This window comes from Variovorax paradoxus (assembly GCF_040544635.1).
In the GTDB taxonomy this organism is placed as follows: domain Bacteria; phylum Pseudomonadota; class Gammaproteobacteria; order Burkholderiales; family Burkholderiaceae_C; genus Variovorax; species Variovorax paradoxus_R.
On record NZ_JBEPKJ010000001.1, the window covers coordinates 155142 to 177028 of the forward strand.

Annotated in this window: 22 protein-coding genes; 8 read left to right on the plus strand and 14 right to left on the minus strand. The window is 67.9% G+C overall.

From position 1 onward, the window contains the following. The first annotated feature begins 69 nt into the window (after positions 1–69). The 4 genes from queA (at position 70) to ABIC94_RS00795 (ending at position 4424) form a co-directional block, all read left to right on the plus strand. Complete coding sequence (gene queA, locus ABIC94_RS00780) at positions 70–1113, plus strand: tRNA preQ1(34) S-adenosylmethionine ribosyltransferase-isomerase QueA (RefSeq protein ID WP_354370632.1); 1044 nt, start codon at positions 70–72, stop codon at positions 1111–1113. Further along, complete coding sequence (locus ABIC94_RS00785) at positions 1110–2351, plus strand: PQQ-dependent sugar dehydrogenase (RefSeq protein ID WP_354370634.1); 1242 nt, start codon at positions 1110–1112, stop codon at positions 2349–2351. Before queA ends, ABIC94_RS00785 begins: the two co-directional genes overlap by 4 nt. Then, the gene (tgt, locus tag ABIC94_RS00790) at positions 2348–3544 is read left to right on the plus strand and encodes a tRNA guanosine(34) transglycosylase Tgt (protein ID WP_354370636.1); all 1197 of its coding nucleotides are present in this window, start codon (positions 2348–2350) and stop codon (positions 3542–3544) included. The genes ABIC94_RS00785 and tgt overlap by 4 nt, the downstream gene beginning before the upstream one ends. A gap of 91 nt (positions 3545–3635) precedes the next feature. After that, on the plus strand, positions 3636–4424 hold the full coding sequence (locus tag ABIC94_RS00795; RefSeq protein ID WP_354370637.1) for an SDR family NAD(P)-dependent oxidoreductase: 789 nt from the start codon (positions 3636–3638) through the stop codon (positions 4422–4424). Positions 4425–4501: 77 nt separating this feature from the next. Here ABIC94_RS00795 and ABIC94_RS00800 read toward each other — a convergent pair whose 3' ends face one another. The 8 genes from ABIC94_RS00800 to ABIC94_RS00835 all read right to left on the minus strand — a co-directional run bounded on the left by ABIC94_RS00800 (position 4502) and on the right by ABIC94_RS00835 (position 12390). Then, complete coding sequence (locus tag ABIC94_RS00800; protein WP_354370639.1) at positions 4502–4882, minus strand: DUF3597 domain-containing protein; 381 nt, start codon at positions 4880–4882, stop codon at positions 4502–4504. Between the two features lie 89 nt (positions 4883–4971). Then, entirely contained in the window at positions 4972–6081 is a 1110-nt protein-coding gene (locus tag ABIC94_RS00805; protein ID WP_354370641.1) for a zinc ribbon domain-containing protein, read from the minus strand. A gap of 31 nt (positions 6082–6112) precedes the next feature. Then, complete coding sequence (locus ABIC94_RS00810; protein WP_354370643.1) at positions 6113–7579, minus strand: FAD-binding oxidoreductase; 1467 nt, start codon at positions 7577–7579, stop codon at positions 6113–6115. Positions 7580–7583: 4 nt separating this feature from the next. Beyond that, on the minus strand, positions 7584–8387 hold the full coding sequence (locus ABIC94_RS00815) for a DUF2145 domain-containing protein (protein WP_354370644.1): 804 nt from the start codon (positions 8385–8387) through the stop codon (positions 7584–7586). Next, on the minus strand, positions 8384–8851 hold the full coding sequence (locus ABIC94_RS00820; RefSeq protein ID WP_354370646.1) for a hypothetical protein: 468 nt from the start codon (positions 8849–8851) through the stop codon (positions 8384–8386). The genes ABIC94_RS00815 and ABIC94_RS00820 overlap by 4 nt, the downstream gene beginning before the upstream one ends. 53 nt (positions 8852–8904) lie before the next feature. Then, positions 8905–9408 (minus strand): YiaA/YiaB family inner membrane protein, encoded by a 504-nt coding sequence (locus ABIC94_RS00825; protein WP_354370648.1) that lies wholly within the window; start codon positions 9406–9408, stop codon positions 8905–8907. A 151-nt stretch (positions 9409–9559) separates the two neighbouring features. Continuing rightward, positions 9560–11518, minus strand: coding sequence for an MFS transporter (locus ABIC94_RS00830; RefSeq protein ID WP_354370650.1), 1959 nt, complete (start codon positions 11516–11518; stop codon positions 9560–9562). Between the two features lie 14 nt (positions 11519–11532). After that, a complete protein-coding gene (locus ABIC94_RS00835; protein WP_354370652.1) occupies positions 11533–12390 on the minus strand; it encodes a hypothetical protein in 858 nt (285 codons plus the stop codon). Between the two features lie 140 nt (positions 12391–12530). Here ABIC94_RS00835 and ABIC94_RS00840 point away from each other — a divergent pair, with 140 nt between their 5' ends. After that, complete coding sequence (locus ABIC94_RS00840) at positions 12531–13265, plus strand: helix-turn-helix domain-containing protein (RefSeq protein WP_281147219.1); 735 nt, start codon at positions 12531–12533, stop codon at positions 13263–13265. Positions 13266–13268: 3 nt separating this feature from the next. Here ABIC94_RS00840 and pyrF read toward each other — a convergent pair whose 3' ends face one another. The 6 genes from pyrF to ABIC94_RS00870 all read right to left on the minus strand — a co-directional run bounded on the left by pyrF (position 13269) and on the right by ABIC94_RS00870 (position 18043). Next, positions 13269–14093, minus strand: a complete 825-nt coding sequence (gene pyrF, locus ABIC94_RS00845; RefSeq protein ID WP_354370653.1) for an orotidine-5'-phosphate decarboxylase — start codon at positions 14091–14093, stop codon at positions 13269–13271. 33 nt (positions 14094–14126) lie between these two features. Then, a complete protein-coding gene (locus ABIC94_RS00850; protein ID WP_354370654.1) occupies positions 14127–14930 on the minus strand; it encodes a uracil-DNA glycosylase family protein in 804 nt (267 codons plus the stop codon). Continuing rightward, complete coding sequence (gene rimI / locus ABIC94_RS00855) at positions 14927–15469, minus strand: ribosomal protein S18-alanine N-acetyltransferase (RefSeq protein ID WP_354370655.1); 543 nt, start codon at positions 15467–15469, stop codon at positions 14927–14929. Before rimI ends, ABIC94_RS00850 begins: the two co-directional genes overlap by 4 nt. Further along, positions 15466–16191, minus strand: coding sequence for a tRNA (adenosine(37)-N6)-threonylcarbamoyltransferase complex dimerization subunit type 1 TsaB (tsaB, locus tag ABIC94_RS00860; RefSeq protein ID WP_354370657.1), 726 nt, complete (start codon positions 16189–16191; stop codon positions 15466–15468). The genes rimI and tsaB overlap by 4 nt, the downstream gene beginning before the upstream one ends. Continuing rightward, the gene (locus tag ABIC94_RS00865) at positions 16184–17203 is read right to left on the minus strand and encodes a DMT family transporter (protein ID WP_354370659.1); all 1020 of its coding nucleotides are present in this window, start codon (positions 17201–17203) and stop codon (positions 16184–16186) included. Before ABIC94_RS00865 ends, tsaB begins: the two co-directional genes overlap by 8 nt. Positions 17204–17278: 75 nt before the next feature. After that, complete coding sequence (locus ABIC94_RS00870) at positions 17279–18043, minus strand: DeoR/GlpR family DNA-binding transcription regulator (RefSeq protein WP_354370661.1); 765 nt, start codon at positions 18041–18043, stop codon at positions 17279–17281. Between the two features lie 80 nt (positions 18044–18123). Between ABIC94_RS00870 and ABIC94_RS00875 the strand changes: the two genes are divergently transcribed. The 3 genes from ABIC94_RS00875 to ABIC94_RS00885 all read left to right on the plus strand — a co-directional run bounded on the left by ABIC94_RS00875 (position 18124) and on the right by ABIC94_RS00885 (position 21876). Then, a complete protein-coding gene (locus ABIC94_RS00875; protein ID WP_354370662.1) occupies positions 18124–18711 on the plus strand; it encodes a GDP-mannose pyrophosphatase in 588 nt (195 codons plus the stop codon). A gap of 7 nt (positions 18712–18718) precedes the next feature. Beyond that, entirely contained in the window at positions 18719–20149 is a 1431-nt protein-coding gene (gene dacB, locus ABIC94_RS00880) for a D-alanyl-D-alanine carboxypeptidase/D-alanyl-D-alanine endopeptidase (protein WP_354370664.1), read from the plus strand. 131 nt (positions 20150–20280) lie between these two features. Continuing rightward, positions 20281–21876 (plus strand): alpha/beta hydrolase family protein, encoded by a 1596-nt coding sequence (locus ABIC94_RS00885; RefSeq protein ID WP_354370665.1) that lies wholly within the window; start codon positions 20281–20283, stop codon positions 21874–21876. The last annotated feature ends 11 nt before the right edge of the window (positions 21877–21887 follow it).

The window sequence follows — 21887 nt, forward strand, 5'->3', positions numbered from 1 at the left end:
ATTCCGTCCGCTTCCCGTTTAATTTCTCCCACGCCTCCTTGGCACGGGCCCGTCCGGCCCTCAAGCACCATGCGCGCCTTCACGCTTTCCGATTTCGATTTCGCCTTGCCGCCCGAACTGGTGGCGCAACACCCGGCCACCGAACGCACGTCCTCCCGCCTCCTCGACGGCACAGGCGACGCTCCGGTCGACCGCATCTTCAAAAACCTCCCCTCGCTGCTGCGCGCGGGCGACCTGCTGGTCTTCAACGACACGCGCGTGGTCAAGGCGCGCCTGTTCGGCGAGAAGCCGACCGGCGGCAAGCTCGAGCTGCTGGTCGAGCGTGTGCTGCAGGGCCACGAGGTGGTCGCGCACATGAAGGTCAGCAAGAAGCCCCCGGTCGGCACCACGCTGGAGATGGTGGGCGGCTTCCGTGCGACGCTGCTGGGCCGCTGGCCCGATGAGCAGGGCGCGCTGTTCCGTTTCGGCTTTGAAAGCGACGCGGGCGAAGACCCGTATGCGCTGATGGCCCGCTGCGGCCACGTGCCGCTGCCACCCTACATCACCCACACCGATTCGGCCGACGACGAGAGCCGCTACCAGACCGTGTTCGCGCGCGTGCCCGGCGCGGTGGCCGCGCCTACGGCGGCGCTGCATTTCGACCAGGGCCTGCTGGACGAACTCGAAGCCCGCGGCGTGCAGCGCGCCAACGTCACGCTGCACGTGGGCGCCGGCACCTTCCAGCCGGTAAAAACCGAGAACATCGCCGAGCACACGATGCACGCCGAGCGCTACGAAGTGCCCGAAGCCACGCAGCGCGCCATTGCCGAGTGCAAGGCGTGCGGCGGCCGCGTGGTCGCGGTGGGCACGACCACGGTGCGCACGCTCGAATCCTGGGCCAAAAGCGGTGAAGCCTCGGGCGACACGCGCATCTTCATCACGCCGGGCTTCACCTTCGAGCACGTCGACGTGCTGGTGACCAACTTCCATTTGCCGAAGAGCACGCTGATGATGCTGGTCTCGGCCTTTGCGGGCTACGAGCGCGTGATGGCACTGTATGCCCACGCCATTGCCCATCGATACCGCTTCTTCAGCTACGGCGACTCCATGCTGCTGGCGCGCTCTGCCACATGAAGATCAAAGCCTCTCGCCTTTGGCTCGCCGCACTCGGATGCGCGATGCTGCTGCCGACGGCCGGCCATGCGCGCGGCTACACGCCGCAGGGGCTCTGCGGCGACTATGCGCGGCTCGACATCGGCAGCCCCGTAGGCACCTGCGTCGCGCTGCTGGCCGACGAAGCACAGGGCCTGCGAGCGCCCCGGCGCATCCTCGAGGTCGCGCCCGGCCGCTACTGGGTGGTCGACATGGGGTCGTGGGAACCGCGCCGCGGCCGCCTGCTCGAAATGGTGCTGCCTGCCGATGGTCCCGCGCCGCGGCGCGCGCGCTTCAGCGTGCTGGCCGAGCAGCTCGACCGGCCGCTGGGACTCGTTGCCGGACCTGACGGCAAGATCTACATCGGCGAATCGGGCACGGTCTGGCGCACGGCTATTCCCGCGCCCGGCGGCGCACTGCAGCGCGAAACGGTAATCGACGGAGTGCCGGGCGACGGTACGCATCCGCTCAAGGAACTGGCGTTCGGACCCGGCGGGCGTCTTTACGTGAACGTCGGCTCCGACTCCGATGCCTGCCGCGATACGTCGTCGAAGCAATACCCGCTGCCCTGCCCCGACCTGGCCGGACCGAAGCCGCGCGCCACGGTGTACGAAGCCGTGCTCGCGGGGCCGGACTACAAGCTGCAGAGCTTCAAGCCCTTTGCCACGGGCCTGCGCAACTCGGTCGCATTGACCGTGCTGCCGGACGGCCCGGCCAAGGGCACGGTGCTGCAGGGCGAGAACTCCATCGACTACGAAGACGTGGGCCAGCCCCCCGAGGAGTTGAACTGGCTGCAAGCCGGGCGCGACTATGGCTGGCCCTATTGCGTCGGCAACCGCCGGCCCGCGCGCGGCTACGAGAACCGGCATGACTGCAAGGCCACCGAGGCTCCGCTGATGCTCTGGCCCGCGCACGTCGCACCGCTGCAGATGATCGTCGGCCCTGCGGGCAGCCGCTTCGCCGGCCAGCTGCTGGTGGCGTGGCGCGGCCACCAGGCGCCCGGCCACCGCGTGGTGGGCTACAAGCTCGATGCGCGGGGCCTGCCCTCCGGCAAACCGATCGAATGGCTCGCCGGCTGGAACCCCAAGCCCGGCGTGCGCCCGATGGGCCGCCCCACCGGCATCACCGTCGACCGGCAGGGCCGCCTGCTCGCCGTCGAAGACTTCAACCGTACCATCCTGATGCTGCTGCCGGACGCCGGCGCCGTCACCCAGAAATGACCGACACCACGCCCCTGCCACGCCTGAAGTTCGAACTTCTCAAGACCGATCCCGACAGCCACGCGCGCCGGGCCACGCTCACGCTCAACCATGGCGTGGTGCAAACGCCGATCTTCATGCCCGTGGGCACCTACGGCACCGTCAAGGGCGTGATGCCGCGCAGCCTGGAAGAAATGGGTGCGCAGATCATCCTGGGCAACACCTTCCACCTCTGGATGCGTCCCGGCCTCGACGTCATGGCCAGCTTCGGCGGGCTGCACCAGTTCGAAAAATGGAACAAGCCCATCCTCACCGATTCGGGCGGTTTCCAGGTGTGGTCGCTGGGAGCCATGCGCAAGATCAGCGAAGAGGGCGTGAAGTTCGCGTCGCCCGTCAACGGCGACAAGCTGTTCCTCACGCCCGAGGTCTCGATGCAGATCCAGACCATTCTCAACAGCGACATCGTGATGCAGTTCGACGAGTGCACGCCCTACGACACCAAGGGCCACATCACGACCGAGGCCGAGGCGCGCACTTCGATGGAGCTGAGCCTGCGCTGGGCCAAGCGCTGCCAGCACGAATTCGCGCGGCTCGAAAACCCGAACGCGCTGTTCGGCATCGTGCAGGGCGGCATGTTCGAAAACCTGCGCGAGGAATCTCTCGCCGCGCTGGTGGACATGGACTTTCCCGGCTACGCCATCGGCGGCGTGAGCGTGGGCGAGCCCAAGGAAGAAATGCTGCACATCATGGGCCACACGCCGCACCGGCTGCCCGCGAACAAGCCGCGCTATTTGATGGGCGTGGGCACCCCCGAAGACCTGGTGCAGGGTGTGGCCGACGGCGTCGACATGTTCGACTGCGTGATGCCCACGCGCAATGCGCGCAACGGCACGCTGTTCACGCGCTTCGGCGACCTGAAGATGCGCAACGCGCGCCACAAGAACGACCCGCAGCCCATCGACCCGAGCTGCACCTGCCATGCCTGCGCGGGCACGTCGGGCGTCTCGTGGAACGACGGCGGGCGCGAAGGCTTCAGCCGTGCCTACCTGCATCACCTCGACCGCTGCGCCGAAATGCTCGGGCCGATGCTCACCACCATCCACAACCTGCACTACTATCTGAACCTGATGCGCGAAATCCGCGAATCGCTCGAGGCGGACAGCTTCACAGCATTCAGGGCCCGCTTCAAGGCAGACCGCGCACGCGGCGTATAGCCGCCTCCGTTGCCCACACGCCGGGTACACCGGAGGTATGCAGGAGTAAACCGGGTGGGCTTCAACGCCTTCATCCGCTACGCTCAACGCCATGACCACCGCTTCTTCTTCACCACCTACTGCATACACCGCCCGCTATCCCTCGCTGGTCGGCCGCACCGTGTTCATCTCGGGCGGCGCCACCGGCATCGGCGAAGGGCTGGTGCGGGCATTCCACGCCCAAGGCGCGAAAGTCGGCTTCTGCGATCTCGACGCCGCCGCTGGCCGTGCACTCGCGGCTCAGCTTCAGGGCGGCAACCCGGCGCTGTTCTGCGAATGCGACGTGACCGACACCGCGGCATTCACCGCGACGATTGCCGCGGTGCGCGCGCAGTGCGGTCCGATCGGCGTGCTCCTGAACAACGCGGCCAACGACCGCCGCCATGAAATGGCCGATGTGACCAGCGAAGATTTCGATCGCATGGTGGCCGTCAACTTCAAGCACCAGTTCTTCGCCGCGCAGGCCGTGGCCGACGACATGCGCGCGCTGGGCGGCGGCTCCATCATCAACTTCGGCTCGATCAGCTGGATGATCAAGGGCCGGGGCTATCCGGTCTATCAGGCCTGCAAGGCAGCGGCGCGCGGCCTCACGCGTTCGCTCGCGCGCGACCTGGGCAAAGAGAACATCCGCGTCAATTCGATCGTGCCGGGCTGGGTCATGACCGAGCGGCAGATCAAGCTGTGGGTCAAGCCCGAGTCCGGCGCGGAGATCGATGCGGCGCAGTGCCTGCCAGGGCGGGTGATGGCCGAGGACATTGCCGCGATGGCGCTGTTCCTCGCCGCCGACGATTCGAAGATGTGCACCGCACAAGACTTCGTGGTCGACGCCGGCTGGACCTGAAGCCCTGCCGTTCGCTGCCCGTTCAAAGAAAAAAAGCCCGGCATGCCGGGCTTTTTTGTGAGCCGAGGGCGAACCGATCAGTCGCGCAGCTCGGCCGGCACCTTGCCGCCGTTGGCCGCCAGCTTGGTCATCACCTGGCGATGCAGCCAGATGTTCATCTTGGCGCTGTCGCTGGTGTCCGCGCCGTAGCTGAGTTCGCCGGCGAGTTGCTTGCGCGCGTCGAGGCTGCTGTCCAGGCCGAGCAGCTTCATCAGGTCGACGATGGAAGTGCGCCAGTTCAAGCTGCTCGCGCCGGGCATGCCGTCGAGCAGGGCTTCGACGTCCACCACGGTGATGGCGGGCGGCGGTGCCGCTGCGGCGGGCGCACCCGCGGGCGCCGGTGCTGCCGGAGCAGCAGGTGCGGTGGCGGCGTTCGCGGACGGGAAGATCTTGGAAAGAATGCTGCCGAAAATGCTCATGCGTGTGCTCCGTCAATGTTGAAAACTGAAAACCTGCGGCAACAGTTGTGTCGCAGCCGGACGTTGTAGCACGGCCCTCGGCGCTTCCGCTACACCGCAGGCTGAACCGCCCCGCCGGATGTGAACGAATTCGCAGACTCCGCGGCAGATGCGAGCGGCACGTGCGGCGCAGCGGAAGTCCCGCAGGCGTGGCAGAACTTCGAGAACGCGCTTTTGCGGGTGTCGCACTGGCCGCAATGGTCGAACAGGCCGATGCCGCAATGCGGACAGAAGTCGATCTCGTTGTTCTTCAGGTCCACCGGCCGCTCGCAGCCGGGGCACACGTTCTTGCCGAGCCGCGTGAGCGCGGTGTCGTAGCTGAGCTCTTCGCGCCGCACCTGGTCGGGCTGCTGCTCGGCCAGCTTCTGGCGGGCAAGGTAGCGGTTCAGCGCGACGATGGCATAGCGCCCCACGAGCACCGTGACCAGAATACCCACCACATAGCGCACGTAGCCGCCATAGCTCGGCATGTAGGGCACCAGCTCGACGAAGAAAGCGAACAGCGCAAAGAAGATGAAGCCCCAGACAAAAGGCCAGTAGGTGCCCTTGCGCTTCTTCACGAACAACCAGCCCGCCACCGCCAGCAGGGGCAGCGTGAGCGCAAGCCTGTAGCCGAACACGCGCAGCTCGACGCGGCGGTACTCGGCGTCCAGCTTGTCCTGGGCGGCGCGCTCCAGCACCGCGAGCGATTCCCGGGCACGTTGCTCGCCCTGCCGCGCATCGAGCACGATCTGGTGCTGCGCATCCACCTTGCGCTGCACCACGTCTTCCTTGTTCTTGAGCGCGTCGAGCGCCTTGGTGCGCGCGATGAGCTCGGTGTCCTGGTCGGGCTGCGCGGTGGCGCGCCGCGTGGCGATCCAGTTGCCGAAGGTCTCGCGGGCGTTGGCGCTGGCTTGCTGCGCGGCACTGAGCTGCAGGCCGATCTGGTCGAGCTCCCGTGACGCAGCCCGTTCGGTCTTTTCCGCCGCCTTGATCGCGTCGCGCAGCGGCGCGGCCGCGGCACGATCGATGAAATCGTCGAGTTCGAGCGCCCGCTCGACCCGCGGCAGGTCGCCCACGACGGTGCCGCCGAGCCCGATCAGGAAACTCGCGAACACCAGCGCCACCAGCCACAGGCCGCGGCGGAACCATTTTTCAGACAGACGCAAAGACTTGCTCATTTCTATTTTTCCTTTGTTTTTCCAACCAGATTCAGAGGTACCGCTGCCAGAGCGAATTGCTCAGCCGCCCTTGCGGATCCACCGTGCGCTTCACCGCGCGAAAGGCCTCGGCCTGCGGATAAGCCGCGGCGAATTGCGCAGCGCTCGCATGCAATTGATAGGGCAGGTAGTAGGTGCCGCCGTGCTTGAGCGCGGCATCGATCATCTCCCGCGTCCACTGGCCCACGGCTTCCTTCGCCGCGGCATCCGTGCCTTGCTTGTAGTAGACGACAAAAGAGAACACCTCCTCGCGGGCCCACGGCAACATCGAGACCTCGTCGCGTGGCGAATGCCGGATCGACACGTTGAGCACCTTCGCGCCATGCGTGCGAATGACCTGAGCCATGTCGGCCGCAAAGGCGAGGCACTGCGCGGCAGGAATGAAGTACTCCTGCAGCACATAGGTCGACGCGTCGCGGCTCGCCGGCTCCAGCATGCGCGCATCCAGGCTCGCCTCGTGGTTGCGCCACACCACATCGGATTTGCCGAAGAGCGCGGGCCGGACGTACTTGCGCTGCAGCGCGTCGCCGTTCGACAGCTCGGACACGGCCCACAGCAGGCTCTGTTCCGTGCGGTAGGTGCGGTCGCGCGGAATCAACCGTTCGGGCACCGTCACCGGCTTGTCCGAGAAGCACCAGTTCGTGGCCCAGGCTTCGTCGAAGGCCGGCGGCAGCAGGTCGGCGTTGTGCAGCAGGCAGGCTTTCTCCGGCGGCCGGACCTCGCGCTCGAACCAGGCGGGGTAATCGCGCAGCGGCATCTTCGTCATGCGCTGCTCGATGCGCGCGTTGTCGTCGAGGTCGAGCTCGACTTCGGTGATCACCCCGATGGCGCCGTAGCCACCGATGGCGGCACGGAACAGCTCGGGGCGCGTCTGCCGGTCGGTTTCCACGACCTGCCCATCGGCCAGCACCATCTGCAGCGCGCGCACCGAATGCCCCACCGGTCCGTGGCCGACATAGCGGCCGTGCGCATTGACCGACACCGCGCCGCCGACGGTGAAATTGGCGAAGCTCTGCATGGTCCGCACCGAGAGCTGGTGGCCGTCGATGTGGTCCTGCAGGTCGCGCCAGCGCATGCCCGCCTCGACACGCACCGTCCTCGTCTCGGGACGCAGCCACACCAGGCGGTTCATCTGGCGCATGTCGATGTGCAGGCCCAGCGCGATCGCCACCTGTCCGCCCATCGAATAGCGGGCGCCACCGACGGCGATGTCGCCCGGCCAGTCGCGCACCGCGCGGCGCACCTCTTCGCACGAACGGGGCGCGACGATGCGGGCCACCTTCACGGTGTAGAGGCGCGTCGCGTTTTCGACGGAGAGCGGCGTTGCCTCACTAACAACTCTCGCGGGTGCGACGAGCAGCAGGCCTGCACCGGCCATCGCCGCCGCGAGCAGCGTGCGCCGCGACAGCGGGATGTCGCGGCCGCCGTGCGTCGCCGAATCGGGCGCCTGCTTTTTCACGGCCTTACAGCTTGAAAGCCACCGGCGCCGCACCCAGCCCCGCGCGCGGCAGCCATGCGAACAGCGAATCGACCGTGACCGTTTCGATGCGGTCCGAAAACCGCTTGTCGTTCGGGTGATCGTCGAAAGCCACGTTGGCCGACCCCACGCGGCCGCCCAGGCGGGTGAGCGGGCCGAGCCGCAGCGTCGTCGGCTCGTAGCCCTTGAACTGCATCCACGCCTGCGCCTGTCCCCGGTTGCCGATGGTGGCGGGCTCCATGGCCGCGGCCAGCGTCTCCACGGCCCACTGGTTCGACTGCTGGTACTTCTGCCCCCAGACGTAGCTCACGATGCTGTAGGGCGCCACGTTCAGCCGCGTGATGCGCGACGGCGGTTCGTGCAGCGCGGCCAGCAGCTGCGTCTGCACCTGCGGCGTCGGCACCACCCAGGCCGCCTCGTAGCGCCACAGGTCGTCCAGGAAGAACTCGCCGAGCCCCTGCCGATAGACCGCAGCCACTGCCGTGCCGCACTGGTTGAGCTTGTGCACCACGCGCCACGGGCCTTGCTCGGTCTTGTAGGCGATGCCGAGGTGCGAATAACGCAGGCCGTACTTGCTCAGGTCTTGCCCGGCCCGCGCCAGCAGCACGACGCGGGCGCCGCTCGCATCCAGTTGCTGCGAGGTGCGCTCGGCCAGCTGCATGCCCTTGACGATCAACTCGGCGGTCGGCTTGGCCTGCTCGCAGGAGCGGCCGGCCTGCGCCTGCAGCGGCAAAGCCGTTGCAAGCACCAGAAGTGCCGGGAGGAGCGCCGGAAAGAGCGCGTGGTTCACGACAGCCTCTCGTTGTGCAACAGCGCGCGGCCGATGGCATTGGGCACGAAGGCCAGCACCTCGCCCGCGGCCGACAGCACGATGCCGGTGCCGATCACGCTGACCAGCACGCTGGTGCCGACGGAGGCGGACAAGCCGTTGGCGGCGCGCCCCATGACCTTGACGCTGGCGCGTGCGCCGTCCGAAGCGCGCTCCAGCACGTAGACAGTGCCGTCGGCCGAAGCTTCGACCGCCACCACGGTGAGCACCGAGCCACCCACCGAAAGCGCAGCGGGCACCGCGACCACCGCCGTGACGGAAGCTCCCACGGCGGATGCGGCCCCCACCACCGAGGCCACTGGCAGCAGCGAGAGTGCGGCCGAAGCCTCGGAAGCGTGGTTCTGGGCCTGGGCATGAAGGGGAAGCGCGGCACCTGCGAACGCGGTGCAGGCAGCGACCAGAAGAGCGGCAATCGACTTTTTCATGACGGTCTTTCGTTGGTTGAGATGTGGGTCAAAACAAGGCGAAGAAGCGGCGCTCACTCGGCCGAGCCGGATGCAGCGGCTTCCTGGCGGGCGGCACGGCGGCCTTGCAGGCGCGCTTCGACCAGGTCGGCTTCGTGGCGGTCGCGCAGCGTCTTGGCCAGCGTGAAGGCCGAGCTGATCAGGAACAGCCAGCTCACGCCCAGGAAGGCCTTGTAGGCGTCGTTGATCTCCATGCGCACCAGGCCCCAGCCGGTCAGGCCCATGGCGGTGAAGAAGCTGCCCCAGACCACCAGGCGCCACATCGGCACGTCGCGGCCCGTGGCGGCGCCGGCGTCCGCATGCTGGTTGTCGCGGATGAACTTGGCGAGCATGAAGGCGGTGCTGAGGCAGAACACGTAGCCCATCACCATGAACGCACGGTCCAGCGCCTCGCCCGGCAGCCAGCTCAAGCCGGTGGCGCACAGGAACACGGCGACTGCGAAAGAAGCCCAGACCTGGAGTTGCCAGGCCCGCGTATCGCGCTGGATCGAAACAGTGGTGGAAGGGAAGGGTTGCATGAATGCCTCGCGGCGTAGTGAAGGTGAGCGAATGATGGTTCGCTCCCGCTCCGCGAGGCTCAAATGCTTCAACCAGTTCCGGTTTGAGCCGCTTCCAGTATCCCTGGAAGATACCTTCCGGCGCCTTGCGCACCGGCAAGGCTGTGCGCCATCAGGCTGCCAGCAATCCGCTCACGCGCTGCTGCAACGCCTCGGGTTGCACGTCGACCGGCGGCACCGCATGGCCGACGTTGAGCCCCACGCGGCTGAAGAAACCGCGGCGGAACGGCTTGGCCATGGCCACGTTCTGGCCGCCGCGCAGCTCGATGCGACTGAAGTAGGAGCCCCAGAGATTGGTCAGCGCCATCGGGATCACCGGCGGCTCGATGCCTTCGGCGCGCGCGCTTTCGATGATCTTCATCACGCCGCCCTTGAAGGGCTGCAGGGTGCCGTCGCGGGTAATGGCGCCTTCGGGGAAGATCGCCAGCAGGTCGCCTTCGCGCAGTACCTGCAGTGCCCGGGCAAAGGCGGCTTCATAGGCGGCCGGGTCTTCCTTTTGCGGCGCAATCGGAATCGCCTTGGCCAGCTTGAACAGCCAGCCGAGCACCGGCACCTTGAAGATCCGGTGGTCCATGATGAAGCGGATCGGCCGCGGGCTCGCCGCCATCAGCAAGATCGCGTCGATGAAGCTCACGTGGTTGCACACCAGCACCGCCGCGCCTTCGGTGGGAATGTGCTCGTCGCCCTTGATCTCGAAACGGTAGACAAAGTGCGACAGCATCCAGGCGATGAAGCGCAGCAGGTACTCCGGCACCAGCATGAAGATGTAGAACGCCACCACCGCGTTGGCGATGCCGGTGAACAGGAAGATCTGCGGAATCGTGAAGCCGGCGCCGAGCAATGCGCCCGCGAGCACCGAGCTGCCGATCATGAACAGCGCGTTGAGGATGTTGTTTGCCGCGATGATGCGCGCGCGGTGCGTGGGCTGGCTGCGCAGCTGGATCAGCGCATACATCGGCACGCTGTACAGCCCCGCGAAGAGAGACAGCAGCGCCAGGTCGGCCATCACGCGCCAGTGCGCGGCCTGGCTCATGAAGGCGCCCAGCCCCATGCCGGCGGAAGGCGCCAGCGCGCGCGATGCAAAGTACAGGTCGATCGCGAACACGCTCATGCCGATGGCGCCCAGCGGCACCAGGCCGATTTCCACCTGCCGGCGGCTCAGCGTCTCGCACAGCAGCGAGCCGATGCCGATGCCCACCGAGAACACCACCAGCAGCAGCGAGGCCACCTGCTCGTCGCCATGCAGCACTTCCTTCGCAAAGCTGGGAAACTGGCTCAGAAAGACGGCGCCGAAGAACCACATCCACGAAATGCCCAGCAGCGAGCGGAACACCACGATGTTGCCGTGTGCGAGCTTGAGGTTGCGCCACGTCTCGCTGAACGGGTTCCAGTTGATCACCAGCCCCGGGTCGGTGGCCGGTGCCTGCGGAATGGCCTGCGCCACGCCGCGTCCGACCAGTGCCAGCAACACGCAGGCCACCGCCACCGTGGTGTGGCCGATCTGCGGCAGCGCCACCAGCAGCCCGCCCGCCACTTGCCCGAGCAGGATGGCGACGAAGGTGCCCATCTCGACCATGCCGTTGCCGCCCGTGAGCTCGCGCGAGTCGAGCACCTGCGGCAGGTAGGCGAACTTGACCGGGCCGAACAGCGTGGAATGCAGGCCCATGAGGAACACGCAGCCCAGCAGCACCACCGCATCGGCGCGCATGAAGCCCCATGTCGCAATCAGCATGATCGCGATCTCGAAGTTCTTCACGAACCGGATGATCTTCGTCTTGTCGAACTTGTCGGTGAGCTGCCCCGCCGTGGCGGAGAACAGCAGAAACGGCAGGATGAACAGCGCACCGATCACCAGGCCCGCCATGGCCGGCGGCATCCAGCTCAGCTGGAGCTGGTAGGTCACCATGACGGTGAAGGCGAACTTGAAGAGGTTGTCGTTCGCCGCGCCCGCGAACTGGGTCCAGAAGAAAGGCGCGAAGCGCCGCTGCTTGAGAAGAGCGAACTGGTTGGCGTGCGCGTTCGCCTCGTGGGGCGCGGTGGCGGCAGTCGCAGCAGCGGCGGGGGTTGTCATTCGAAGAATTCTCCTCAGGCCGTTACGACGGCTGCGTCGGGATTGTGCCGCAGCAACGTGGCCCGCCAGCCCATATCGAGCTTCCGGAGCGCCACCAGGACCGGCAAGCCCGCGAGCGCCGCCACCAGGTGCTTCAGGCTGTGGCCGGAGATCATGTGCCCGGAGGCCTCGTAGACTTGGTGGTCCGCCAGCTCGAAGGCCTTGGCCACCGCGTAGAAGAAGATCACCCAGCCGAGCTTGAGGCCGACCGCGCCGCGCATCGGCGTGGCCAGGGCGAGCGTGAGCACCAGCGCCATGCCGCCGAACTGCACGATGGCCCAGGGCAGGACATTGCCGGTTTCCTGGACCACCTCGGCCGCAAGGAGGCCTGCGGTCAACACGAACCAGGCGGCCGGCCAGCCGGCGCGCTGGCTCACGCGCTCGCAGACCGCGATGCCGATCAGGCCCGCAAAGGCCACGGCCATGCCGGCGCGGTCGGCCGCGAGCCGGGGGGCGTCGGGCATCAGGTGATAGAAGGCCGAGCCCGCGGCGGTGGCGATCAGGCCCGCGAAGAAGAGCCAGGCGCAATCGAGCGTGTTGTCCGGCGGATCGCTGGCCGGCGGTGCCAGCGGGAACTGGGCCAGCGCCTGTTGATGGGCCCGGTCGATCCGGTTGAGCCGGTACAGGCCCCAGGCGCCGATCAGCAGGAAGGGCAGGTTGCTCAGCACGTCCATCGCGTTGGGCAGGCCGTGCCAGCTGCGGTCGTCGGCGAACACCGAGGCAATCGCCACGTCGGCCGCGGGCAGCACGGGACCGAAGAGGGCCACCAGCGCAAGCAGCGCAAAGGTGAAGAGCAGTCCGCGTTCGCGGCGGCTGAGGGTGGGCAGGAGCATGGCGGTCCTCGTTGGGTGGGTGGTACGAGTCGCGGAATTTAGTTGCCAGCCTCTCTACAGGCATCGAGAATCGATACGAGGCATTAATTCACACCTTTCGGTATCCTTTTTCGATACCTCTTCCTGGCAAACCATCTTCCATGAGCACCACCGTCGACCTTGTTCAAGCCCTCAAGAACGAACTCAAGAGCGCCCGCATGACCTACGCCGACCTGGCGCGGTCGCTCGACATGGCCGAATCGAGCGTGAAGCGCATGCTGGCCAAGAGCGACATGCCGCTGTCGCGGGTCGACGCGATCTGCCGTGCGCTCAAGATCGACTTTGCCGAGTTGGCCCGCCGCGTGGCCGACGCCCAGCCGCTCCTGAAGGAGCTCACGCAGGAGCAGGAAAAGGCGGTGGTCAAGGACAAGAAGCTGCTGCTGGTGGCCATCAGCGTGCTGAGCCAGTGGACGCTGGAGCAGATCGTGGCTTCGTACCGGATCACCGAGGCGGAATGCATCGGCTTCCTGGCGCAGCTGGACCGCATCGGCATCATCGAGCTGCGCCCGCTCAACCGCTACCGGCTGAAGCTGGCCAAGACCTTCCGCTGGCGGCCGCATGGCCCGGTGATGGAGTTCTTTCGCGAAAACGTGGTGCTCGACTACTACCGCGGCGGTTTCGACGGCCCGGCCGAAGGGCTGCTGCTGGTGCACGGCTCCATCAGCCGCTCACTGGCGCCGGCGTTCCTGGAGCGCCTGCAGCGCGTGGCGCAAGACTTTGCGCAGCAGCACCAGACGGACCAGAAGCTCTCGGCCAAGGACCGCGAGGGCTACACGCTGCTGCTGGGGATGCGGAACTGGGAGTTCGAAGCGTTCACGCGCCTTCGCAGAGCCTGAATCTCAGGGCTTTGCAGCTTCGAGTGCGTCGCGCGTAATGCGCGCGGCCTTTTGGGCCGCCTCGGCGAAGTCGTCGCCCGAGGAGGCGTAGATGATGGCGCGGGACGAATTCACGACGATCGGCGCATCGGCGCGCCAGCCGGCACGCACCGTGGCCACCGCGTCGCCGCCCTGGGCGCCGACGCCCGGAATCAGCAGCGGCACCGTGGGCGCGAGTTCGCGCACGCGTTCGATCTCGGCCGGGTAGGTGGCGCCCACCACGAGGCCGAGCTGGCCGTTGAGGTTCCACGGGCCTTGTGCGAGCTTGGCAACGTGCTCGTAGAGAAAGGGCTGGCCCTCGATGTCCGCCAGGCGCTGGCCCTGCAGGTCGGAGCCGCCGGGGTTGCTGGTGCGGCACAGCAAAAAGGCGCCCTTGCCTTCGTGCTTGAGGTACGGCGCCACCGAATCGAAGCCCATGAAGGGGGACAGCGTGACCGCGTCGGCGCCATAGCGCTCGAAGGCCTCGATGGCATATTGCTCGGCGGTGGAGCCGATGTCGCCGCGCTTGGCGTCCAGGATGACGGGCACATGGGGCGCGTTGCGGCGCATGTGCTCCATCAGTTGTTCGAGCTGGGCTTCGGCGCGGTGGGCCGCGAAATAGGCAATCTGCGGCTTGAAGGCGATGACCAGATCGGCCGTCGCGTCGACGATGCGCGCGCAAAAGTCATAGATGCGGCCCGCGTCGCCCTTGAGCTGCCCCGGGAACTTGGCTGGCTCCGGATCGAGCCCCACGCAGAGCAACGAACCGTTTTTTTGCTGTGCGGTGGCCAGCTTGTCGAGGAAAGTCATGGGGCCCGATTTTAAGGACCCGCCAGCCGCCGCTTAATTCGACTGCGTTTGCTGGTCAGCCGCCAGACACAGGTCGGCCCAGGCGCGCGCCTTGTCGGCGGGGTTTCGCAGCAGGTAGGCCGGGTGGTAGGTGGCCACCACCGGCACGCCGTTGACCGATGGCAGCGGCACGGCCCGGCCGCGCAGCTTGCCGAGCGGGTCGGTGCTTTGCATCAGGCTTTGCGCCGCCAAGGGGCCCATGGCGAGCACCAGGCTCGGCGCCAGCGCGGCGGCATGTTCCTCGAAGGCCTCGGCCATGGGGCGCGGGCTGCCGGGCTGTCCGGCGGCCACGCCGCGGTGCGTGCGCATCAGGTGCACCGGCATCTTGCCGTCGTGCAGCTTAAGGGCGCGCAGCATGTTGTCGAGCAGCTTGCCGGCGTCGCCCGCAAAGGGCTCGCCGTGGCGGCCGTCGGCTTCGGGCGGCATGTCGGCCACGACCAGCCAGCCGCCTTGGGCCGATCCAGCACTGGCCTCGGCGTACAGGCGGCACGGCGTTTCGGCCAGCACGGCGGCGCCATGGGCCAGCGATGCCGCGGGTGCGGTTGCTGGGCGAGCGACCGGTGCCGGTGCCGCGGCGGGCCTTGCGGCCGGTGCATGCGCGGGCGCGGCCACGGGCGTTTCGGCAACGTACGGTTCGCGCTCGTCAACGGGCGGCGGCTCCGCAACAACCGCTTGTGCCTCTGCGGCAACGGGTGCCGCTTCGGCAACTTCGGGCATCGGCCACCAGACCTTCACGCCCATTTCGTCGAGCATTGCGCGCTGGCGCGCATCGAGCTTCAATGTCTGTACCGCGCTCATCGCAATGCTCCCCAGGCGGAGCCTGATTCGTTCAATCTCAAGCTCATGACCACGGCGTCTTCGCGCTTGCCTTCGTGCGCCGGGTAATAGCCCTTGCGCACGCCGACGCTTCGGAAACCCTGGCGCACATAGATCTCGAGCGCACGCTGGTTGCTTTCGCGCACTTCAAGCCAGAGCCACTGCGCGCCTTCGCCGCGCGACCACCCGGACAGCGCCTCGAGCATCAACGGCGCCCAGCCTTGGCGCTGGAAAGCCGGCGCCACGGTGATGTTCAGCAAATGCACCTCGTCGACGCCCTTCATGGCGACGTAGTAGCCGATCAGCGTTTCGCCGAGGCTGGTGACCGGCGTGGCCAGGTGCGGCAGCGAGACCGGCGCGAGCAGGCATTGGCACTGGTAGCCGACGGCCATCGAATCGATGAAGTTCGCCCGGGTCCAGGGATGGCTGTAAGCCGTCTGCTCGACCGCGCAGACAGCCTCGAGCCGCTCGACGGTGAGCGGTTCGAGGCGGGCTTCGACGGGCTGAAGAACGGCACTCATGGTTTGGTAACGGGTGAAATCGCAACCGCGGCCGCCTTGATTGCGGCACGCTCCTCGGTGGTTTGCGCCACTTTATCGCGAACATAGAGCGGCCAGGCATGTGCCGCATCGACCGTGCGCCCCGCGGCCAGCAGCGCCGGCGCCAGCCGAAGCATGGCGGAGGCGGTCGGCAGCACTTCGTGGCGCGCCGCGGCCGGTGCCAGGCGCGGCCCATACGCGGCAAAGGCGTTGCCGACGAGCGACCAGCCGGCGGGTACTTCGAGCGCCTCGGGCGCGAGCAGCAGCGGCTCGTCGTCCTTGCCTTGCAGCGCACCGAGTTCGCCCCCGCCGTCGAAGTCGTACCGGGCGGCATACAGCTGGTCCATGCGCGCGTCGAGCACCGCAACCACCTGGCGGGCGCCGAAGGCATGGCGCGCCTCCTCGGCCACGGCCAGCAGCGTGTCGACCGGCAGCAACCGCACGCCGGAACCGAAGGCCAGCCCCTGCGCCACCGAGCAGGCGGTGCGCAGGCCCGTGAAGGAACCCGGGCCGCGGCCGAAGACGATGGCGTCGAGTGCGGCCAGTTCGAGCCCGGCCTCGGCCAGCAGTTGCAGGATGAGCGGGATCAACGTGCTCGACGCCTGTGCGCCGCCTGCGCCGCTGTGCGTGAACAGGCGCTCGCCGTGGCGCACCGCGACCGACAGGTGTTCGGTGCTGGTGTCGAAGGCCAGGAGCTTATGCATCGCGGCGCCCCAGGGCGGCGGTGGCAGGCACCGCGGGCATTGCGGTATTGCGCGCCCCGGCCGCCTTCTGCCCGCCGAACAGGATGCCGGCAGTCACCAGCAGCAGGCCGGCAATCAGGTTCCAGTACAGCGGCTCGTCGAGCCAGATCACCGCGCCAAAGGCCGAGAGGCCGGGCACCAGCGCCGTGATCATGGTGCTGCGCACCGGTCCGAAGTACTGGATCATTTTCGTGAAGGTAATGCCCGAGATCACCACCGAGCCGATGCCCTGGAACAGCATCTGGAACGCCACCTCGCCCCACGGCGCGGAGCCGATGTGGCTCACGACCGCGCCGCCCGCCACCAGCAGGCTGTACACGGGCACATAGGTCAGCAGCGCAAACACGGTGATGGCGATGGTCGCACGCACCGCGTCGAGCCCATGGCGGCGCGCCACCACGCTGTAGCAGGCCCAGCAGAACGCCGCGCCCATGAAGAGCAGGTCGCCCTTCCAGACCTCGCCGCCCTCGAAGGCGTGCAGCAGGCTGCGCCCGCCGACCATGAGGTCTCCGGCGACGATCAGCGCAAGGCCGAAAGCGCGGCCCGGCGTGATGCGGTCGCGCAGCACCAGGGCGGCCAGCAGCGTGGTCCACAGCGGCAGGCTGCCCGGCATCAGCACCGCGGCGTGGCCCGCGGGCGCGAAGAAGAAGCCGCTGTAGGCCAGCATCGCATAGGCCAGGCCGCCGAAGACGCCGGCGGTGGCGGTCACGCGCAGAGAAAGAGGGGAGAGTCCGAACAGTGACGAGGCCGTGCCGCCTTGCTGCTCGCGCCGACTCTTCATGACCAGCCACGCCCCCCATGGAACCAGCACCATGCTTGCGCCGCAGATGCGCGCCAGGGCCAAGTCGAAAGGCGTGAGCGAGCGGCCGGCCGAGGCCCGGGCGATGACGATGAAGGCGGTCCAGACCAGCACGGTGACCACGGCCGCGCCGATGCCGAGCGTGCGGGGCGAAAAACGGGGCGTGGCAGGCATCCCCCGATTATCGAGGGCCCGCCGCCGCCCCGCCGGTCAGGGGCGAATCGGGCAAATCTGGTGTGACGGCGCCCGTCAGGCGCCGTCGCTGCGCAAGATGGCCAGCCCCGCCTTGCGCAGGGCCGCCAGCGCGGGGGCCGGCGCTTCCGGCGACACCAGGAGGCCGGCGGCCGCCGAAACCGGGTTGATCACCCAGGCCGAAGCGGCGCCGATTTTTTCCGACGAGGCCAGCACCACCGTCTCGGCCGCAGCCGCCATGAGCGCGCGCTTGATCGCGGCCTCCTCGACATCGCCGGTCGTCAGGCCGGCCTCGGCCTGCACGCCGGTCACGCCCAGGAAGCAGGTATCGGCATGGATACGCGAGATGGCGTCCATGGCCGCGGCGCCCACCGCCACCATCGAGTGCTTGAAAAGGCGCCCGCCGATCAGCACCACCTCGATGTCGGCGTGGCCGACCAACTCGACCGCCACCGACGGGCTGTGCGTGACCACGGTGGCGCGCAGGTTCCTTGGCAAGTGCCGCGCCATCTGCACGGCCGTGGTGCCGCCGTCGATGAACGTCACCTGCCCCGGCCGTACCAGCCGCGCGGCGGCGCGGCCGATGGCCACCTTCTCCGCGGTTGCCAGTTGCTGGCGGCCCGCGAAGTCGGCTTCGGCCCTGGCAAGCGGCAGCGCACCGCCGTGCACGCGCTGCAGCAGCCCTTCGGCGGCCAGCTCGCGCAGATCGCGGCGGATGGTGTCTTCCGACAGCGCAAGCTCCTCGCTGAGCGACTTCGCGACAACGTTGCCGTCACGCTGCAAGACCGAGAGGATGTGTTGCTTGCGCTGGCGGGTGAGCATCGGGCGATCGTATCCGGCCGAACCGGAGATTGCACGAATTTTCTTGTTTCTGCACGAATTTACGCATAAGCTTTTGCACCATGACCCTTCAAGACCGCGTCCGGGTGCACGAAGCCACCCTGCTTTCCGACAACTGGTACACGCTGAAGACCACCGCCTTCGACTGGCGGCGCAACGACGGCCAGTGGCAGCGCATGCACCGCGAAACCTACGACCGCGGCAACGGCGCCACGCTGCTTCCATACAACCTGGCGCAGCGCACGGTGCTGCTGACGCGGCAATTCCGCTACCCGGCTTTTGTCAACGGCCACGACGACCTGCTGATCGAAGCCGCCGCCGGCCTGCTGGACAACGCTGCGCCCGAGGAGCGCATTCGCGCCGAGGTGGAAGAAGAACTGGGCTATCGGCTCGGCGCGGTGCAGAAGATCTTCGAGACCTTCATGAGCCCGGGCTCGGTGACCGAGAAGCTGCACTTCTTCATCGCCGAGTACGAGCCTTCGATGCGCGTCGGCGATGGCGGCGGCCTGGCCGACGAGGGCGAGGACATCGAGGTGCTCGAACTCGGCATCGACGAGGCGCTGGCCATGGTGGCGGACGGGCGCATCGCCGACGCCAAGACAGTGATGCTGCTGTATCACGCGCAGCTGCATGTTTTCCGGCCGGGATAATCGGCTGATGGTTCTTCTTCGTCTCTCCTTCCTTCGGCCCGCTTGCGCGCTGTCCCTCGCCGCGCTGGTTGCCTCGACCGCCTTTGCGCAGCAAGCCTTTCCGACCGAAGTTGAGAATGCCCTCGCGCGCGCCAAGGTGCCCCGCGACTCAGTGACGATGCTGGTGGCCGACGCCGACGGCGTGCGCCCGCCGCGGCTGGCCTGGCGTTCGCAGGTGCCGGTGAACCCGGCGTCGATCATGAAGGTGGTCACCACCTACGCCGCACTCGACCTGCTCGGTGCGGCCTACAGCTGGAACACGCCGGTCTACGTCGACGGCACGGTGAGCAACGGCGTGCTCAACGGCAACCTCTACATCAAGGGCCAGGGCGATCCCAAGCTGGTGCTGGAACGCGTCTGGCTGCTGCTGCGGCGCGTGCAGGGCCTGGGCATTACCACCGTGAGCGGCGACATCGTGCTCGACCGCAGCGCCTTCGAGAACACGATCGAGAACGACCCGGCCGCCTTCGACGGCGAACCGCTGCGGCCCTACAACGCCTCACCCGATGCGCTGCTGGTCAACTTCAAGTCGGTCAACATGACCTTCACGCCCGAGCGCGGCGGGCAGCTGGCGCGCATCAACTACGAGCCCCCGCTTGCCAGCGTGTCCATGCAGCCCACGATTGCGCTGGCGCCCGGCGAATGCGGCGACTGGCGCGCAGCGCTCAAGCCCGATTTCAGCGACCCGAACCGCATCCGGTTCAACGGCAGTCTTCCGGCCGCCTGCGGCGAGAAAAGCTGGGCCGTGGCCTATGCCGACCCGCGCACCTACGGCTTGCGCGCCGTCGGCGGCATGTGGGCCGAAATGGGCGGCCGCGTCGGCGGACAGATGCGCGACGGCCGGGTGCCGCCGGGCCTCAAGCCGGCCTTCGAATTCGGTTCGCCGCCGCTGGCGGAGGTGGTTCGCGACATCAACAAGTACAGCAACAACGTGATGGCGCAGCAGGTGTTCCTCACCTTGGGCCTCACGCAGAAGAACCGCGGCACTTTCGAAGCTTCGCGCAACGCGCTGGGCCAGTGGTGGCGCGACCGCATCGGCACGGGCGAGGGGCAGCCGGTGTTCGACAACGGCTCGGGCCTGTCGCGCGACGAGCGCATCAGCGCCGCGGCGCTCGGCAAGATGCTGCAGGTCGCGTGGCGCTCGCCGGTCATGCCGGAACTGGTGTCGTCGCTGCCCGCCTCGGGGGTGGACGGCACGCTCAAGCGGCGCGCGCTGCGCTCGGGCGGCGCGGCGCACCTGAAGACAGGCACGCTGCGCGACTCGTCCGGCGTGGCCGGCTACGTGCATGGCGCAAGCGGGCGGCGCTACGTGCTGGTGGCCATTGCCAACGGCGAGAACGCGGGCGCGGCGCGCGCGGCGTTCGACGCGCTGGTCGACTGGGCTTACCAGGACAACTAGGCGCCTGGTCGCCTGGCCGGCCGCACCGTGTACTGAAAACGTCTGTAGGTGATAGCCGCTTGCGCGCGGCTGGGGCGCTGCACAGAATCGGACGCCCGTTCGATTCGACAACAACACGCAGGAGACACGCCTTGAAAAAGCCGCAAGAACAACAACAACCCGCCCCTCCGCTTCACAAGGTTGCGGCGCTCGCCGGCGTCACGCTGCTGCTTGCGGCCTGCGGTGGCGGAGGAGGAGGTGGGGGCGGCAGTATCGGCATCGGTCTTCCGCCGCCCGCGACCGACACCGGCCGCGGCTCGGTCGTCACGAGCCCGCCCGAGGAGACCGCGAAGCTGTCGGCCGACCAGTTCAGGGCCAGCCTCCAGGCCAGCGACCAGGGCAAGGCATTGCTGCAGGTGGCCGGCACGCCCAAGTGCGGGGTCGAGGTGCGCTACCTCGAATACCGCACCGTGGGCGCGAAGAGCGAGGCCACCAACGCGACGGCCGCAATCATGCTGCCGTCAGGCGCGGACGTCGCCTGCAACGGGCCGCGACCGGTGGTGCTGTATGCGCACGGCACCACCGCCGCTCGCAACTACAACCTTGCCAGGTGGACCGACTCCACCCAGCCCGCGGCCGGCGAAGGGCTCACGGTGGCCGCCATGTTCGCGGCGCAGGGCTACATCGTGGTCGCGCCCAACTACGCGGGCTACGACAAGTCGACGCTGCCCTATCACCCGTACCTCAATGGCGACCAGCAGGGCAAGGACATGGTCGATGCGCTCACGGCGGCGCGCAAGACGTTCTCGGGCATCAACGCGACCGACGCGGGCTCGCTGCTGATCACCGGCTATTCGCAGGGCGGCTACGTGGCGATGGCGGCGCACCGCGAAATGCAGGCCACGGGCAAGGCGGTGACGGCGTCGGCGCCGCTCTCGGCCCCTTCGGCCATCGGCCTGCTGGCGGACTACACCTTCCAGGGCTGGCCGGCCCTCGGCAGCACGCTCTTCGTGCCGCTGCTCTCGGCCAGCTGGCAGCAGCAGTTCGGCGACGTGTACGGCAGCACCAGCGACATCTACGAGTCGCAGTACGCCGCCGGCATCGACACCCTGCTGCCGAGCCTGACGCCCATCACCACGCTTTTCGCCAATGGCAAGCTGCCGCAACTCGCGCTGTTCCCGGCCGGCGCAACGCCGGGGCCGGTGAGCCCCGAACTGTCGCTGTTCTACGGCGCCAACAACCTGATCCGCCAGAGCTACCTGACGCAGGCCGCCGGCGACATCCAGGCGAATCCCTGCCCTGGCAATGCGCTGCCTCCCACGGCCGGTTCGCTGAGCACTACCTCGCCGCTCGATTGCAGGCCGGCTGTCGGCTTCCGCAGGGCCGCGCGCGCCAACGACCTGCGCAACTGGCTGCCGACCCGGCCCGTGCTCATGTGCGGCGGTGCCAACGACCCGACCGTGAACTTCCTGAGCACCCACGCCACGGCGGGCTACTTCCGCGCACGGGGCATGCCCACGGCCGCGCTGACGGTGGTCGACCTGGAAGACACCGCCACCACCGACGCCTATTCCGCCGCGCGCGCCGGCTTTGCGCAAGCCAAGAGCACCCTCGCGCAAAACACCCCCGGCAGCGACGCCGACAAGGCGCAGGCGGTCACGCTGGCCTATCACGGCACGCTGGCGCCGCCGTTCTGCCTGGCTTCCGCGCGTGGCTTCTTCCAGGGCGTTTTGGCCGCCGGCGGCTAACCGGCCGCCAA